General features: G+C 63.6%; 14 protein-coding genes. 9 read left to right on the top strand and 5 right to left on the bottom strand.

What is annotated here, in order from left to right:
• Positions 1–12: 12 nt before the first annotated feature.
• From X771_RS161010 to X771_RS1000000167910, 5 genes are all read left to right on the top strand, one after another.
• The gene (locus X771_RS161010) at positions 13–1,326 is read left to right on the top strand and encodes a sugar ABC transporter substrate-binding protein (RefSeq protein ID WP_198025808.1); all 1,314 of its coding nucleotides are present in this window, start codon (positions 13–15) and stop codon (positions 1,324–1,326) included.
• A gap of 67 nt (positions 1,327–1,393) precedes the next feature.
• Positions 1,394–2,323 carry a sugar ABC transporter permease gene (locus X771_RS161005; protein ID WP_155923309.1) on the top strand — a complete coding sequence of 310 codons (930 nt, stop codon included), beginning with the start codon at positions 1,394–1,396 and terminating at the stop codon, positions 2,321–2,323.
• A gap of 10 nt (positions 2,324–2,333) precedes the next feature.
• Positions 2,334–3,167, top strand: coding sequence for a carbohydrate ABC transporter permease (locus tag X771_RS161000; protein WP_023686650.1), 834 nt, complete (start codon positions 2,334–2,336; stop codon positions 3,165–3,167).
• Between the two features lie 11 nt (positions 3,168–3,178).
• The gene (locus X771_RS160995) at positions 3,179–4,234 is read left to right on the top strand and encodes an ABC transporter ATP-binding protein (RefSeq protein WP_023686651.1); all 1,056 of its coding nucleotides are present in this window, start codon (positions 3,179–3,181) and stop codon (positions 4,232–4,234) included.
• The gene (locus X771_RS1000000167910; protein WP_023672938.1) at positions 4,231–4,395 is read left to right on the top strand and encodes a hypothetical protein; all 165 of its coding nucleotides are present in this window, start codon (positions 4,231–4,233) and stop codon (positions 4,393–4,395) included. The genes X771_RS160995 and X771_RS1000000167910 overlap by 4 nt, the downstream gene beginning before the upstream one ends.
• Before the next feature lie 22 nt (positions 4,396–4,417).
• Here X771_RS1000000167910 and ggt read toward each other — a convergent pair whose 3' ends face one another.
• Genes ggt through X771_RS160970 form a run of 5 tightly spaced genes read right to left on the bottom strand, consistent with a single transcriptional unit; the run spans position 4,418 to position 10,965 of the window.
• Complete coding sequence (gene ggt / locus X771_RS160990; protein ID WP_023686652.1) at positions 4,418–6,004, bottom strand: gamma-glutamyltransferase; 1,587 nt, start codon at positions 6,002–6,004, stop codon at positions 4,418–4,420.
• A 35-nt stretch (positions 6,005–6,039) separates the two neighbouring features.
• The gene (locus X771_RS160985; protein WP_031202416.1) at positions 6,040–7,341 is read right to left on the bottom strand and encodes an FAD-binding oxidoreductase; all 1,302 of its coding nucleotides are present in this window, start codon (positions 7,339–7,341) and stop codon (positions 6,040–6,042) included.
• Positions 7,342–7,343: 2 nt separating this feature from the next.
• The gene (locus X771_RS160980; RefSeq protein WP_023686654.1) at positions 7,344–8,726 is read right to left on the bottom strand and encodes a glutamine synthetase family protein; all 1,383 of its coding nucleotides are present in this window, start codon (positions 8,724–8,726) and stop codon (positions 7,344–7,346) included.
• Positions 8,727–8,732: 6 nt separating this feature from the next.
• Entirely contained in the window at positions 8,733–10,016 is a 1,284-nt protein-coding gene (locus X771_RS160975; protein ID WP_023685713.1) for a glycosyltransferase, read from the bottom strand.
• A 10-nt stretch (positions 10,017–10,026) separates the two neighbouring features.
• Positions 10,027–10,965: a GntR family transcriptional regulator gene (locus tag X771_RS160970; RefSeq protein WP_023685712.1), complete on the bottom strand. Its 939-nt coding sequence runs from the start codon at positions 10,963–10,965 to the stop codon at positions 10,027–10,029.
• Between the two features lie 235 nt (positions 10,966–11,200).
• Here X771_RS160970 and X771_RS160965 point away from each other — a divergent pair, with 235 nt between their 5' ends.
• The 4 genes from X771_RS160965 (at position 11,201) to X771_RS160950 (ending at position 15,250) form a co-directional block, all read left to right on the top strand.
• Complete coding sequence (locus X771_RS160965) at positions 11,201–12,265, top strand: spermidine/putrescine ABC transporter substrate-binding protein (RefSeq protein ID WP_023686655.1); 1,065 nt, start codon at positions 11,201–11,203, stop codon at positions 12,263–12,265.
• A 94-nt stretch (positions 12,266–12,359) separates the two neighbouring features.
• On the top strand, positions 12,360–13,202 hold the full coding sequence (locus tag X771_RS160960; protein WP_023686656.1) for an ABC transporter permease: 843 nt from the start codon (positions 12,360–12,362) through the stop codon (positions 13,200–13,202).
• Positions 13,203–13,388: 186 nt separating this feature from the next.
• On the top strand, positions 13,389–14,180 hold the full coding sequence (locus tag X771_RS160955) for an ABC transporter permease (protein WP_023672946.1): 792 nt from the start codon (positions 13,389–13,391) through the stop codon (positions 14,178–14,180).
• A complete protein-coding gene (locus tag X771_RS160950; RefSeq protein WP_023686657.1) occupies positions 14,177–15,250 on the top strand; it encodes an ABC transporter ATP-binding protein in 1,074 nt (357 codons plus the stop codon). Before X771_RS160955 ends, X771_RS160950 begins: the two co-directional genes overlap by 4 nt.

Genomic DNA, 15,250 nt, shown 5'->3' on the forward strand with positions numbered 1-15,250 from the left:
CTGACGTGGCAAGTGACACAAGCGGCCGCGTGGGATCTGAAAGAGGCGTCGAAACCCTATAGCGGCCAGACCATCCGCATGGTCGGCGAGGCGCTGCCGCCGCTCGAAGCGCTGAAGAAGATGGCGCCGGAGTTTGAAAAACAGACCGGCATCCATGTCGAAGTCGAGATGTACGAGCACTCGGAAGCCGTCAACAAGGTGCAGCTCGATCTCAACTCGCACCGCGGCCGCTACGACGTCATCATCCAGCCGCATCGCGAACTCGGCAAGTTCGCCACCAACAACCATCTGGTCGAAATCGCCAAGATGATGGCCGACCCGGCTTTGCGCGATCCGAGCTTCGAGCCGGAGAAGCAGCTCTACCAGACCGCCTGGCACGAAATCTCCTGGTATGACGGCAAGGAGTACGGCTTCCCCTTCACAGTGCTCAACATGTTCATGTGGTATCGCTCGGACCTGCTCGCCGATCCCAAGGAGCAGGCAGGCTTCAAGGCCAAGTATGGCTACGACCTCGCTCCCGCCAAGGACTGGAAGCAATACCGCGATATCGCCGAATGGTTCTATCGCCCCGACCAGGGTTTTTACGGCACCGCCCTGCAGGGCAAGCGCCATGAGGCACTGTGGTATGAGTGGCTCAATTTCCTTTATTCCTTCGGCGGCGACGTGCTCGAAGTGAAGAGCGGCTCGGCCTGCGGCCCGGTGATCGTCAACAGCCCCAAGGCCGTCGCCTCGCTCGAATATTACAAGAGCCTGCTGCAATTCTCGCCGCCGGACAGCCTCAACTATTTCTGGGATGATGTCATGGCGCTGATGCAGCAAGCCAAGGTCGCCGAGCTGATCATGTGGAACGACGCAACCTATGCCGTGTCGGTCGACACCACGGCCTCCACCGTGGTCGGCAAGGTTGGCTTCGATCTCGTGCCGCAAGGCGACGGCGGGAAGATCGGCCAGGTCGAGGGCTGGACCTATCTGATCCCGGTCTATTCGAAGAACCAGCAGGCCGCCTTCCTCTTCGTCCAGTGGATGATGGGCTATGACCGCCAGCTCGAACAGCATCTCAATGGCGGCGCTTCAGGTCGGCCGGATGTCTATGCCTCCGCCGAGGTGCAGAAGCTGCCCTATGCCAAGGCTTCGATGGAGGCCAACGAGCATGCGGTGCCGAAGGCGACGCTGCCGCAATCGGCCGAGATGACCGACATACTAGTGCGCGAACTGTCGTCCTACCTCGCCGGCGAAAAGGAGGCGCAGGCCGCCCTCGACACCGCCGCCACCGACATCTCGACACTGCTCGGTTCTTGCGCACCCATGACCTATCCGGCACGATAGGCCTTGAGATGTCGCGCAGAGGCTACCCGCACAAGCGGGTAGCCGTTCTTGTCCGCAGGAAACGCCCGTGACGAACCGCACTCCATCGCCGCGCGGAATGCCGCTTCTCGACCGTGGGGTGGGGCCGCTCTTGATGCTGCCGGCGACGCTGCTCGTCGTCGTCTTCCTGGTCGGCCCGTTCTACTACATGGTCTACACCGCGCTGACCGACCTCAGCTTCGCCGACGCCAGCCATGCCGGCGCCTTCGTCGGTTTCGACAATTTCCGCAAGCTGATGCGCAACGACCCATTCTTCTGGGCATCGTTCCTGCTGACGCTGAAATTCGTCATCATCGCCGTCGGCCTGGAATTCCTGCTCGGCTTTGCGCTGGCCTTCCTGATCTTCCGCTTCGTCGCCAGCCAGCGGCTTCTCACCACACTGCTGCTCATCCCGATGATGATCGCGCCGGTCGCCGTCGGGCTGATCTGGCGGCTGCTGTTGCAGGGCGATTTCGGCATGCTCACCTTCTACATGCGCAAGGTCGGCCTGCTGGCGCAGAATTCGGCGGTGCTTTCGGCACCCGACCTGGTGTTTCCGACCATCGTCGCCATCGATGTCTGGCAGTGGACGCCTTTCGTCACCCTGATCATGCTCGCCGGGATGATGAGCCTGCCGCGCGCGCCGTTCGAGGCGGCGATGATGGATGGCGCCAAACCGTTCCAGATTTTCCGAAACGTCATGCTGCCGCTGCTGCGGCCGGTCATCGCGCTCGTGCTGCTGCTGCGCGGCATCGACGCCTTCAAGGAGTTCGACAAGGTTTTCCTGATGACCGGCGGCGGACCGGGAACGCTGACCGAGCTGGTCTCGATCTACGCCTACCGCGTCAATTTCCGTAACTGGGACCTCGGCTACGGCGCCGCGGTCGCCTTCATGATCTATCTCGTCGTGCTGATCCTGTGCTCGGTCTTCTACAAGGCCGTCTACTGGTCGAGCCGCAAGCAGGTGGGGGCGTTTTGAGGGCGCTGCGATGATCGATCAGTCCACCAACCGCGCCTGGAAAAGCTTTGCCTGGGCGGTGTTGCTCGTCGCCGTCGTGGTGGCGCTGACGCCTTATGTCTGGATGGTGCTGGCGTCGTTCAAGAACCGCGTCGATCTTCTGTCTTCTGTGCCGAAATGGATTTTTTCGCCGACGCTTGCCAACTATCCCGCCGTCTTCATCGACAAGGGATACTGGCCGCTGGCGATCAATTCGGTGCTGATCTCGGTGTCGTCGACCATACTCTGCATCGTCATCGGCGCGCCAGCTGCCTATGGCTTTGCCCGCTCGGATTTTCCCGGCAAGGAAGACCTGTTCTTCTTCTTCCTGACCACGCGCATGGCGCCGCCGATCTCAATCGCCGTGCCGCTGTTCCTGTTCTTCACCTCGCTGGGCCTGATCGACACCATCTACGCCGTTGTGATCGCTCACACCTCCTTCAACCTGTCGCTCGTCGTCTGGATGATGCGCGGCTTCTTCGCCGAAATCCCCAGGGAGATCGACGAGGCCGCGATGATGGACGGCCGCTCGCGGCTCGGCGCATTCTTCTTCGTCGTCGCGCCGCTGGCCGCACCCGGCATCGGCGCCACAGCGGTGCTCTGCTTCATCCTGTCGTGGAACGAGTTCCTCTATGCCTTCATCCTCGTCGCTTTCGACGGGCGGCCGCTGACCGTCGGCATACCGGGGCTGGTGACGCCGCATGGCACGCTCTGGGGACAGGTCGCGGCAGTCGCGATCGTGGCAACGCTGCCGATCGTGCTTTTCACGTTCCTTGTCCAGAAACAGCTCGTCCGCGGCCTCACCTTCGGCGCGGTCAAGGGTTGAAGGGATCTTGTATGGCAATTGTTTTCGACGGCGTCACCAAGGCCTTCCCGGACGGGACGGTGGCGCTGCAGGCGCTCGATCTTGCTTTCGAGCTCGGCGAATTCCTGGTTCTGCTCGGCCCGTCCGGTTCCGGCAAGACGACAGCCTGCCGGCTGCTCGCCGGGCTGGAGCGGCCGACCGCCGGGCGCATCATGGTCGAGGGCCTCGATGTCACCGACCTGCCGCCGCGCCTGCGCGGCATGGGCATGGTGTTCCAGAACTATGCGCTCTACAGCCATAAGAGCGTCTACGAGAACATCGCCTATCCCTTGCGCATCCGAAAGATGCCGGCCGCCGAGCTTGACCGCTGCGTCCGCGCCATGGCCGAGCTGCTCGAAATCACCCGTTACCTCGACCGCCGCCCTTCGCAATTGTCGGGCGGCCAGGCGCAGCGCGTGGCTGTGGCCCGCGCACTCGTCTGGCAGCCGAGCCTCTGTCTGATGGACGAGCCGCTGTCCAATCTCGACGCCTTGTTGCGGCTCCACATGCGCACCGAGCTGAAGCGTCTGCATCGCGAGCTGAAAAAGACCTTCGTCTTCGTCACCCACGACCAGGAAGAGGCGATGACGCTGGCGACCAGGGTCGCGGTGTTGCGCGAAGGCGCACTGATCCAGTACGACGACCCGCGCGAGATTTATCGGCGGCCTGCCAATCGCTTCATCGCTGAATTCATCGGCCGTCCAGCGATGAACACGTTCGATGGCGATGTCCGCGCCGGCGTCTTCCACGCCAGCGGTTTCACTTGCCCGCTTCCGGGAAAGCCTGATGGTCCCATCGTGCTCGGCATTCGCCCCGAGCAGATCCAGCTTGTCGACGCGACTGCCGGCGATGCCATCCTGTTTGCCGTCGACGTCGTCGAACCGGTCGAGCCGGACGTGCTGATCTTCGCCACGAGCGAGGCCAACGCGCTGATCGTCAGGACCGTGAATGTCGATCGCGCTTTCGATCCCGGCCAGCCGCTTTATCTACACTTTCCGCCGGCGGCGCTGCACACCTTCGATGCGGTGTCGGGAGCGCGACTGCCGTGAGCACGCTGCTCGCTTTGGTGCCGCTGGCCGCCGCGGCACTTGTCTGGCGGCTGTTCTACAGCTTCAACCGGTCGCGGCGCTGGTTCTCGATGGGGGAACTCATCTTCTGGGACGCCATTGCACTGGTAATCCTGCAGCTTGTCTGGCTGATCTGGTTCTGAATGCGCATTCCAGTAACGCAGATCAGTAGCCCAGCGCACAACCGTCCTTGCGCGGATCGGAGGCACCGGTGAGCGTGCCCTTTTCCCAATCGATCAGCACCAGCTGGCCGCCGCCATGCGGCTCCTCGGCGATCGAAACCTGATGGCCGCGCTGACGCAGGCCGGCGATCGCCTCAGCCGGAATCCCGCGCTCGGCCAGCGCGGCATTGTCCTTGTAGAACACCCGTGGCGCATCCAGTGCCTGCTGCGGGTCCATCCCGAAATCGATCATGTTGGTCAACAGATGGACATGGCCGAACGGCTGGTAGCCGCCGCCCATCACCCCGAACGGCATCACCACCTTACCCCCTCGCGTCGCCATGCCAGGCATGATGGTGTGCATCGGTCGCTTTCGCGGCGCGATACGATTTGGATGGCCTTCCGTGAGGCGAAAACTGCTGCCGCGATTCTGCAGCACGACGCCTGTCTTGGGACCGACGACGCCGCTGCCGAAGGAACCGAAGGTCGAGTTGATGAAGCTGACTGCATTGCGGTCGCGGTCGACCACGGAGATATAGACGGTGTCGCTGCGCGGCAGCTCAAGCCGCGGCAGATGCGTCATGGCGAGGGCCGGATCGATGGCGGCGCGCAGCCGCTCCGCATAAGCTGCCGACAGCAGTTGTTCGACGGGGACCTGGACGAAATCCTGGTCGCCGATGAAAGTATCGCGGTCCTGGTAGGCAAGCCGGCCGGCTTCGATCTCGAGATGCAGCCGCTGGGCACTGTTCGGCTCCAACGAACCAAGGCTGAAGCCCGAAAGCACATTCAGCATGATCAGCGCCGTCATGCCCTGATTGTTCGGTGGCATCTGATGGATATCGTAGCCGCGATAGGACGTATTCACCGACGTGACGTAGTCGCCTTGGGTCTCGGCGAAATCCTCCAATGCATGCAGCCCGCCCAGCGCGCGAAGACGTTCCACCAGATCGTCCGCGACTTCACCTTCATAAAACCCTGCACGGCCTCGGTTGGCGATGATGCGCAAGGTGTCCGCCAAGTGCGGCTGCCGATGCACATCGCCGGCTTGCGGCGCCCTTCCCTCGGGCAGGAATATGCGCGCGGCATGTTCATCGGCTGAGAGCAGGGCGACCTCGTCGGCCCAGTCGAAGGCGACGCGATCATGAACGACATAGCCTTGTTCGGCATAGCGAATGGCTGGCGCCAGCGCGGCGTCGATGCCCTTTTTTCCGTGGTCCTCGAGTAGCCGGCACCATGCATCGATGGCGCCTGGTATGGTGACGGCATGCGGTCCGGTTCCAGGCAGTTCGCCATGGCCCCGCTCCAGAAACCAATCGGCATTTGCAGCAGCAGGCGATCGCCCCGAGCCGTTGAAGGCCAGCATCTCGCCCTCGCCTTTGGGGCTGTAGAGCACAAAACAGTCGCCGCCGATGCCCGTCGATTGCGGCTCGACGACGCCTTGCACCGCCGCCGCGCAGACGGCGGCGTCCATCGCATTTCCGCCTGAGCGCAGCATGTCGATGGCGGCCAGCGTCGCCAGCGGATGCGATGTCGCCGCCATAACTTCCGTTGCGCGAACCGGCGAGCGGCCGGGGAACTGAAAATCACGCATGCAATCCTCCGATGATCCACCCGCCGGTACTAACCTCAATGCTTGATACGGTCGCGCATGGCGTACCACAACATCCCCAGCACATAGAGCGGGCCCCGCAGCGCCGTACCGCCCGGGAACGGCATCGGCGTCAGCGTCGAGAACAGGTCCAGCCGCGAGGCGTCGCCCGTAATCGCTTCGGCGAGCAGTTTGCCCGACAGCGTCGACAGGATGACGCCCTTGCCGGAATAGCCATGCGCGAAATAGACCTCGCCATAGTGCCCGACATGCGGCAGCCGCGATGTCGTCACCGACACCAGCCCGCCCCAGGCATGGTCGATACGGCAGCCCTTCAATTGCGGGAAAGTGGCTTCGATATGCGGCCGCACGAAGCCGGCGATGTCGGCCGGCGGCGACGGCGTGTAACGCTCGCCGCCACCGAACAGCAGGCGTCCGTCCGCCGACATGCGGTAGTAGTTGACGACGAAGCGTGTGTCGGACACCGCCACATTGGCCGGGATGACATTGCGCTTGCCCTCCAACGGCTCGGTGGCGACGATGTAGTTGCCGACCGGCATGATACGGCTGTTGACGCGTGGCTCCAGCCCATTGAGCAGCGCATCGCCCGCCAATACGACATGCTTGGCCCGTACCGAACCCTTCGATGTCGAGACCCGGATCGATGGTTCCAGCTCCAGCTTCACCGCCACCGAATTCTCATGAATGGTGACGCCGGCGGCCACGGCTGCTCGGGCAAGCCCGAGCGTGTAGTTCAGCGGATGCATGTGGCCGCCGAGCGGCTCATACATCGCGCCATGATAGGGCGTGTCCACCTTGCCGCGTGCCTGCGCCGCCGACAGGATCTCGACGTCGCGGAACTTCATCACGCTCTCGAGGCATTTGGCCTCGTCTTCGAGATCCCTGAGGTCGGAGCCATTAACGGCACCGACGAGATGGCCGGTCAGCCGCAGATCGCAATCGATGGCGTGGCGCTCGATGATGTCGAGCACCAGGCCCCGCGCCTCGAAGGCGAGGTCGAACAGCGCCTTCGCCCGCTCGGGGCCGTAAAGCTTGACCAACCCCTTGGCGCCTTTGCGCAGGCCAGGGATCATCTGGCCGCCATTGCGGCCCGACGCGCCCCAGCCGATCTTGCCGCCTTCGAGCAGCACCACCTTCAGGCCGCGCTCGGCGGCATGAAGGGCGGCCGACAGGCCGGTGCAGCCGCCGCCGACCACCACCAGATCGGCGCCGACATCTCCCACCAGCGCCGGATGGTCCGGCGCCGGATTGGCGGTGGCGACATAATAGGAATTGCCGATATCGAGGCTCGAATTGAAACCTGTTGAGCCGGAGGCCATGATCACACCTTCAGCAGCAAATGGTCGCGTTCCCAGCTCGTCACCACGCTCTGGAACAGGTCGAGTTCGACGCTCTTGACGCGCAGATAGGTCTGGAAAAAATCCTCGCCGAGCAATGCCCGCACCGGCTCGCAAGCAATGAAACGATCAAGCGCCTCCTCCATCGTTTTCGGCAGCGTGCTTTTGATCCTGTAGGCATTGCCCGAGGCCTCAGCCGAGCGCGCCAGCTTCTGCTCGACGCCGAGATAGCCGGCAAGCAGCGAACCGGCGATCGCCAGATAGGGATTGCAATCCGCTCCCGGCAAGCGGTTCTCTACCCGCCGGGCGGCGCGGCCACCTGCCGGCACGCGCAGGCCGCAAGAGCGGTTGTCATGCGACCATTCGATGTTGGCCGGTGCGCTGTGGTTCGGCCGGATGCGGCGGAACGAGTTCACGTTGGGTGCGAACAGCGGCATGATCTCGGGCACATATCTCTGCAGGCCGCCGATGAAATGGCCGAACATTTCGGTGTCTGCATCATCTCTGTCGGCAAACAGCTCGGCGCCTGTCGTTTCATCGACGACAGACATGTGCAGATGCATCGAGCTTCCCGCCTGCGCCGCGATCGGCTTGGCCATGAAGGTCGCGTGCATGCCGCTCTGCTGCGCCGCCTGGCGAGTCAGCCGCTTGAACAGCAGCACCTGGTCGGCGAGCGGCACCGCGTCGCCGTGCAAGAGATTGATCTCCAGCTGCGCGGTGCCGGACTCATGGATCAGCGTGTCGAGCGGCAGGCCGGCGGCTGCGGCATAATCATAGACGCGCCTTATCACCGGCTCGAATTCTTCCAGCGCCACCATGTCATAGGGATGCTGCGAGCCCTCGGCGCGGCCATTGGCGCCAACCGGTGCCGTCAGCGGCTGGTCGGGATTCGGATTGGGCGCGGTCAGATAGAATTCGATTTCCGGCGCCACCACCGCGCGCCAACCGCGCTTCCGGTAGAGATCGAGCACGGCGCGCAGCACATGTCGTGGCGAGGCCATCCAGGGCTTGCCTTGCATGTGGAAGGCGTCGGCGAAGACATAGGCTTTGCCGACGCCACCGCCCGGCGCCAGGCACAGCGTCGACATATCAGGCACCATGCGCATATCCGGGTCTTGATAGGCAAAGCCTTCGTCGATGGAACCGGAGTAGCGGCCATCGATGCTGACCAGGAAAGCGCTGCTCGGCAGGTAGAGTGCGCGGTCTTCCAGCGCCTTGAGGAATTTCACCGTCGGCAGCGCCTTGCCGCGCAGCACGCCATTCATGTCGGGCACCAGGCACTCGACCTCCGTGATGCCGTGCTGGGCGAGCCAGGCCTTGGGATCGTTGCCGGTGAAGAGAGCGGTGTTGGTATTTTTGTCCTGCATTTTGGTTCACGTACCTATGAGAGAGAGTATGGCTTGCGCGGCCACATCCGTTCCAGGGGTCAGCGCCATCTTGGCAGCATTGTCCCTGAGGCGGGCGCGCATCGCATCGTCGGCCAGCAGGCCGAGAATGGCTCTCTCCAATCCCCCTTCCGTCCAGGCGTCGCGGCCGATATGGTCGCCGACACCTGTCTCTCCCGCGCGTTGCGCATTGTCGTGACCGTCCCAGCAATAGGGCATGATCAGCGACGGCACGCCGAAGCGCAGCGCCTCGCAAAAGCTGTTGTTGCCGCCATGGTGGATGAACAGGTCCGACTTCGCCACCACCGAAGGCTGCGGAAACCAGGCGTCGAGATAGACATTGTCCGGCACCGCGCGATAGGCGTCGCGCAGGCCGCCGGCATTGACGATGAAGCGCGCCGGCAGCCGGTCGAAGACGGCGAGCATGCGTTCGATCAGCCCGACATCCATCGCGCCGAGACTGCCGAAGCTGACATAGACCAGCGGCCCGCCATTGCGCGGAAACACCGGCACCTCGAACGGCCCTTCCGAGCGCACGCAGCCTTCGAGATAAACGAAGCGTTTGGGGTCGAGCGGCTCGGCCCGCTCACGCCGTACGATCGCTGGCGTCAGCAGCAGATTGAGGTCGGGTGATGTCTCGAGGAACAGGCCCTTGGGCAACGGCGCCAGGCCGGCATCCGCGCGAAAACGGTTGAAGCGCTCATGCGCGGGTGCGGAGGCCGCGAGATAGCGCGCTTCGAACGCCGCACGTTGCGGGTCGTCGGCACCCATCCCCGAGAGATAGGGCGGCACCTCGGCATCCGGCAGTTCCGTCTCGGCACAGGAGACGACGCGCACCCACGGGCAGCCGGCGGCGGCGATCGCCGGGAACATGATGACGTTGTCGAGCACCACCACATCCGGCTTCAGCCGCGCCAGCAATTGGCGCAGCGGCGCCTCGGCGTTGACGGCGGTGTCGACGATCGCTTGCCAGGTCGGCGCGACATAGGTCTCGAGCTGGTCGATCGGGCTCAGCCGGAAATGCGGCAGGTGCCGGCGCACGAAGGCCTGCCAATAGCTCTGCCGCTCGCTGTCGCTCAGCGGCTCATCCGTCGGCAGATGGTATTCCTGGAAGCCATAGTCGGTAAAGACGCCGGAGAAGCCGGCATGGCAGATGAAGACGGGGCGAGCGCCCCGTGCGCGCAATGCCTGTGCGATACCGACGCAATTCAACGCGGCGCCGAAACTGGCTTCGGGAAACAGCGCGATGGTCGGGCTGGCTTTACGCGTCAATTATTCCTCTTCAATCCGGCCGGCTGATCATGCCGAACAGTGCGGGAGCTCCGCGGCTGGCTGCTTGCGGTCGCTGGCTGCGGGAGAGCCGCAGGTGGATGCGAAGCAGATCGGCAGCCACCTCATACTGCCGGCTTTCAAGATAGTCGAGTATGCCCGAGTGTTCGCGCAACGATTGCCGCAGCCGAAACACGTTGACGCCGGAATAGATGCCCGGCAGCCGGCGCAGGCGGAGATGATCGGCCAATGCATCCGACACAAAACGGTTGGCGCAGCCCTCGGCGATCATGCCATGAAAATCCATGTCCAGCCGCTGGAACTCGCGCGTGTCGAATGTCTCGTCCGGCAGCGCTGCAAGCGCTTCCATGCCTTGCCGCAACATTGCTGCCCGCGCCCCGTCCAGCCGAAAGCCTGGCGTCAGGATGGCCGCCGGCTCCAGCACCAGGCGGAACTCGTAGCTTTCGCCTTGCGCCTCCGGATCGTCCGGCGCGCGGCGAAACAACCAGGATTGCCCAGGCGCACGATCCAGAAGATTCTCGTCGGTCAGTTTGTTAAGTGCTTTTAGTACCGTCTTGCGATCAGCGTCGTAGCGTCGCATCAGCCCCGCGATGGTCACCGTCTGGTCCAACCGTCGCGCCGAGCGGTCGCGCAGGATGGCTTCGGCGAGCTCGTCTTCCTCCGCACTAGGTAGTTCGGCGGCAATGGCGGGCTGGGCGGCGAGGTCGACCGTCAGATGATAACCGCTGTCGGCCTCCCAGCGCACCACGCCCCGTTCCGCGAGCAGGCCGAGTGCGGCGCGTACGGGCGTGCGCGAGACATTGCACAGCGAGGCGATCTGCTGTTCGGGCAGGCGGGCGCCAGGCTCGAAGCCACGCTGCCGCGCCACATCCAGGATGCGCTGCGCCAGATCGAGATGGTTGGTGCGAGGTCGTCTGGCTACGGCTTGCATGACTTTTCTCGAATGCGAATGTGGCGCATTGGTCTGGCTGATCGCCGGAACAGGGACAATCGGCCAAATTCCTCCGTCGGTTGACAGATTATGGATTGACGTACTTTTTTCTGCAATAGTACTGTCGGCACAATCGGCGAGAAAAGACCGAGGGAACAGGATCGAGGCAGGCGCGCGCGTCGCCGGCCTTGGTCCGGCAAATGATTTCGACGATCAAACCGAATGGGAGACTGCCATGACCGCTACCAGCCTGCGGCGCCGTGCGCTCAATACATCCTCAATCGCTCTCGGTCTCGCCCTGACGCTCTCGGGGCCGGCCGCCGCAGCCGACCTCGTTATTTCGAACTGGGATGGGTACATGGCACCCGACGCCATGGCCGCTTTCAAGACCGCCACCGGCATTGCCGGCGAAGTGGTGGTGCACGCCACCAATGAAGAGATCATGGGCAAGCTGATTGCCGCCGGCGGCAAGGGCTATGACGTGGTCTTCGTCTCCTCGCCCTTCGCCGAAGTATTAAACAAGCTTGGCCTGACCGAGCCGATCGACCATGCCAAGATCCCCAACCTCGCCAACCTCTATCCCGAAGCGACCAAGCTGCCGCACGATGCCGGCAACGCTTTCTCCGTGCCTTACACCTGGGGCACGACGGGCCTCTGCTACCGCTCTGACCTTGTCAAGACGGCGCCCACGAGCTGGAGCGACCTGCTCGCCCCTTCCGACGAGATGAAGGGCAAGACCACCATGCTGGCGACCGATCGCTGGCTGCTGGCCGCCGGGCAGCTCGACAAGGGCTATTCGGTCAACGAGACCGACCCGGCCAAGATGGCCGAGGTCAAGGACCTCTTGATCTCCGCCAAGAAGACCCTGCTCGCCTATGACGACACCACCTTCTATTCCAAGCTGGTTTCCGGCGAGGCGCTGATGGTGCAGGCCTGGGACGGCTGGTGCAATTACGGCATCGCCGACAAGCCGGAGATCAAATACGTCATCCCTAAAGAAGGTTCGGACCTGTGGGTCGACACGATGGTGGTGATGAAGGCGTCCGAGCACAAGGACGACGCCTTCAAGTTCATCAACTTCATGCTCGACGCCAAGAACCACGCCTGGGCGGCGCAGAACATCGACTACAAGGTGCCGAACAAACCGGCGATGGAAAGCCTGCCGGCCGACTTCCTGGCCAAATTCCCCAACATGGCGATGCCGGTGGCCGATCTCGTCAAGTTCGAGCAGTTGCGTGACGTCGGCGAAGCCCAGCGCGACTATTCCAAGATCGTCAGCGAGATCAAGGCCGCGCAGTAAGCGGCGCAGACTTCACGGCCGGCAGCACTTCTGCCGCCGGCCCTGAGCGGTACCCGAGAAATTGTCCCAGACCCGGCTTCGTTCCTCTCTGCTGATGGCCCCGGCGCTGGTCTGGCTGACCGCGCTGATGGTTATCCCATGCGCCCTGGTGCTGGCGCTCGCCTTCTTCCGGCGCGGCGTCTATGGCGGCATCGACTACACTTTGACGCTGGAAAATTTCGGGTTGGTCTTCGACCCGCTCTATGCCGGCATCTTCCTCAAATCGGCGCGTATCGCCGGCACCGCGACCCTGATCGCGGTGGTGATCGGCTATGCCGCCGCCTATGCGATCGCGGCCGCCCCGCGCCGGTGGCAGCCAATTTTCCTGTTTTTCGCCGTGCTGCCGTTCTGGTCCAACTACCTGATCCGCACCTATGCCTGGATCGTGCTGCTCAACCGCGAAGGCCTGATCACCCAGCTCTTGCGCTGGTTCGGCTACACCGGCGAACCGCCCTCGATGCTCTATACCGAAGGCTCGGTCATCGCAGGCCTCGTCTACAACTATCTGCCCTTCGTCATCCTCGCCTGCTACGCGCCGCTGTCACGCCTCAACCCGGAACTGGCCGAGGCCTCACGCGATCTCGGCGCTTCGGCCGCCACCACCTTCCGACGTGTCATCCTGCCGCTGACCGTGCCCGGCATCGCTGCGGGTGCTGTCTTCGTCTTTGTGCTGTCGATCGGCAATTTCGTCACCCCGGCGCTGCTTGGCGGCGGCCGCTTCCAGATGATCGGCAACCTCGTCTACGACCAGTTCCTGACCGCCAATGACTGGCCGTTTGGCGCGGCATTGGCGATGGCGCTGATCGCCATCATGCTTCTGGTGCTGATGGCGCAGGCGCTCGCCGCCGACCGCGCCGCGGGGCGTGCGACTGAGGCAAGGGGCGACGCCGATGGCTGAGCGCTGCGCAATTCTTGCTTTCTCCCCGTTCACCGGGAGAAGGTGCCCCGAAGGGGCGGATGAGGGGCGGCGTCAACCTTTGCGACGCTCAACGCTGCCCCCCGTCTGCCTGCCGGCATCTTCTCCCCGTGAACGGGAAGAAGGACTCTGGTCGTTCGCTTGCGTTCCAATTGTCGGAGGCCGGCGATGACCCATTCCTTCACCCGTACGCTCGGCATGCGGACGATCCTCACCCTCGTCTTCGCCTTCCTCTACATCCCGATCGCCGTGCTGGTGGCGCTGTCCTTCAACGAAGGCGGATTGCCGACGGCATGGTCGGGCTTTTCGCTGAAATGGTATGCCTCGCTGGCCGGCAATTCCGCCATCCTTTCCGCTGCGCTCAACACGCTGATCGTGGCGTTGGTCTCCACGGCCATCGCCACGCTGCTCGGCACGCTGCTGGCCATCGGCATCGAGATGCGCCGGCAATACGGCAGGGGTCTCGAGGCGCTGATCTTCGCACCGATGATCATCCCCGACATCGTCCTGGCGATCGCTCTGCTGTCGTTCTTCTCCATGCTAAACCTGACCATGGGCCTGCACACCATCATCCTCGCCCATGTCGTCTTCAACCTCGCCTTCGTCTGCTCGGTGGTGCGCGCAAGGCTAAAGAGTTTCGACTGGTCGATCGTCGAGGCCTCCGCCGACCTCGGCGCCTCGGCTCTGACCACCTTCCGGCGTGTGACATTGCCGGTCATCGCGCCGGCAGTGATCGCCGGCGCTCTGCTTGCCTTCACGCTCTCGGTCGACGAGTTCATCATCGCCTTCTTCACCGCCGGTGCCGGCCGCGCCTCGACGACGCTGCCGATGCAGATCTACGCCATGATCCGCTTCGGCATCACGCCGGAGATCAACGCGCTGGCGACGATCGTCATGGCGGTATCCATCACCGCGCTGACCCTGTCGCAGCGGCTCAACCGTGGGATCATCGGCCAATGAGCGAACCGCGCACGCTGCTGGCCATTGATAACGTTTCGAAGAAGTTCGGCCGGGTCACCGCCGTCGACGGCATCTCGCTCGACATCCGCGAAAACGAGTTCTTCGCGCTGCTTGGACCCTCCGGCTGCGGCAAGACCACGCTGCTGCGCATGCTGGCCGGCTTCGAGACGCCAACCGACGGCCGCATACTGCTCGATGGCAAGGACATCGCCCGGACCCCGCCCAACAAGCGGCCGGTCAATCTGATGTTCCAGTCCTACGCGCTGTTCCCGCATATGAGCGTGCGCGCCAATGTCTCCTACGGGCTGGAGATGGAGCGCTTGCCGAAAGCTGAAATCCGTTCCCGCGTCGAGGCCATTCTGGCCACCACCGAGCTTGTCCCCTTCGCCGACCGTAAGCCTGAGCAATTGTCGGGTGGCCAGAAGCAGCGCGTCGCGCTCGCCCGCGCGCTGGTCAAACGGCCTCGGTTGCTGCTGCTCGACGAACCGCTGGGCGCGCTGGACAAGAAACTGCGCGGCGCCATGCAGATGGAGCTGAAGCGCCTGCAGCACGAAGTCGGCATCACCTTCGTCATCGTCACCCACGACCAGGAAGAATCACTCGTCATGGCCGACCGCATGGCGGTGCTCAAGGACGGCCAGCTGCTGCAATGCGACACGCCGCACGCGATCTACGAGCATCCCACCGACCGTTTCGTCGCCGACTTCATCGGCGTGATGAATTTCGTACCGGGCAAGGTGTCTGCGGATGGCGTGATCGCCGCGAACGGCGCACGCATCACCGGCAAGGTTCCCGCCAAGCTCACACCCGGCGCTTCCGCCGTGGCCTCGGTGCGACCCGAACGCATCCGGCTGTTCCCGTCACCCGAGACCGCCAACCGCACCGCCGGCATGGTCGAGGCGCTGGCCTATCACGGGCTGGACCTGCAGTTGCATATCCGCACGCCTCTGTCGCCAAAACCATTTCTGGTGCGCGTCACCGCCGATGCCGCCGACCGCCGGCCGGTCTCGTCGGGCGATCAGGTCGAACTCGGCTGGGACGCCGCCGATGTCAGAATTTTTCAGGAATAG

The sequence above is a fragment of the Mesorhizobium sp. LSJC269B00 genome (assembly GCF_000502815.1).
In the GTDB taxonomy this organism is placed as follows: domain Bacteria; phylum Pseudomonadota; class Alphaproteobacteria; order Rhizobiales; family Rhizobiaceae; genus Mesorhizobium.

What these genes read in the sequence shown, in the direction of transcription:
- X771_RS160985 (WP_031202416.1), bottom strand. Translation starts at nt 7,341, where the DNA reads ATGGCCTCCGGCTCAACAGGTTTCAATTCGAGCCTCGATATCGGCAAT.
- X771_RS160965 (WP_023686655.1), top strand. Translation starts at nt 11,201, where the DNA reads ATGACCGCTACCAGCCTGCGGCGCCGTGCGCTCAATACATCCTCAATC.
- X771_RS160995 (WP_023686651.1), top strand. Translation starts at nt 3,179, where the DNA reads ATGGCAATTGTTTTCGACGGCGTCACCAAGGCCTTCCCGGACGGGACG.
- X771_RS160980 (WP_023686654.1), bottom strand. Translation starts at nt 8,726, where the DNA reads ATGCAGGACAAAAATACCAACACCGCTCTCTTCACCGGCAACGATCCC.
- X771_RS160970 (WP_023685712.1), bottom strand. Translation starts at nt 10,965, where the DNA reads ATGCAAGCCGTAGCCAGACGACCTCGCACCAACCATCTCGATCTGGCG.
- ggt (WP_023686652.1), bottom strand. Translation starts at nt 6,004, where the DNA reads ATGCGTGATTTTCAGTTCCCCGGCCGCTCGCCGGTTCGCGCAACGGAA.
- X771_RS161000 (WP_023686650.1), top strand. Translation starts at nt 2,334, where the DNA reads ATGATCGATCAGTCCACCAACCGCGCCTGGAAAAGCTTTGCCTGGGCG.
- X771_RS160955 (WP_023672946.1), top strand. Translation starts at nt 13,389, where the DNA reads ATGACCCATTCCTTCACCCGTACGCTCGGCATGCGGACGATCCTCACC.
- X771_RS160950 (WP_023686657.1), top strand. Translation starts at nt 14,177, where the DNA reads ATGAGCGAACCGCGCACGCTGCTGGCCATTGATAACGTTTCGAAGAAG.
- X771_RS160960 (WP_023686656.1), top strand. Translation starts at nt 12,360, where the DNA reads ATGGCCCCGGCGCTGGTCTGGCTGACCGCGCTGATGGTTATCCCATGC.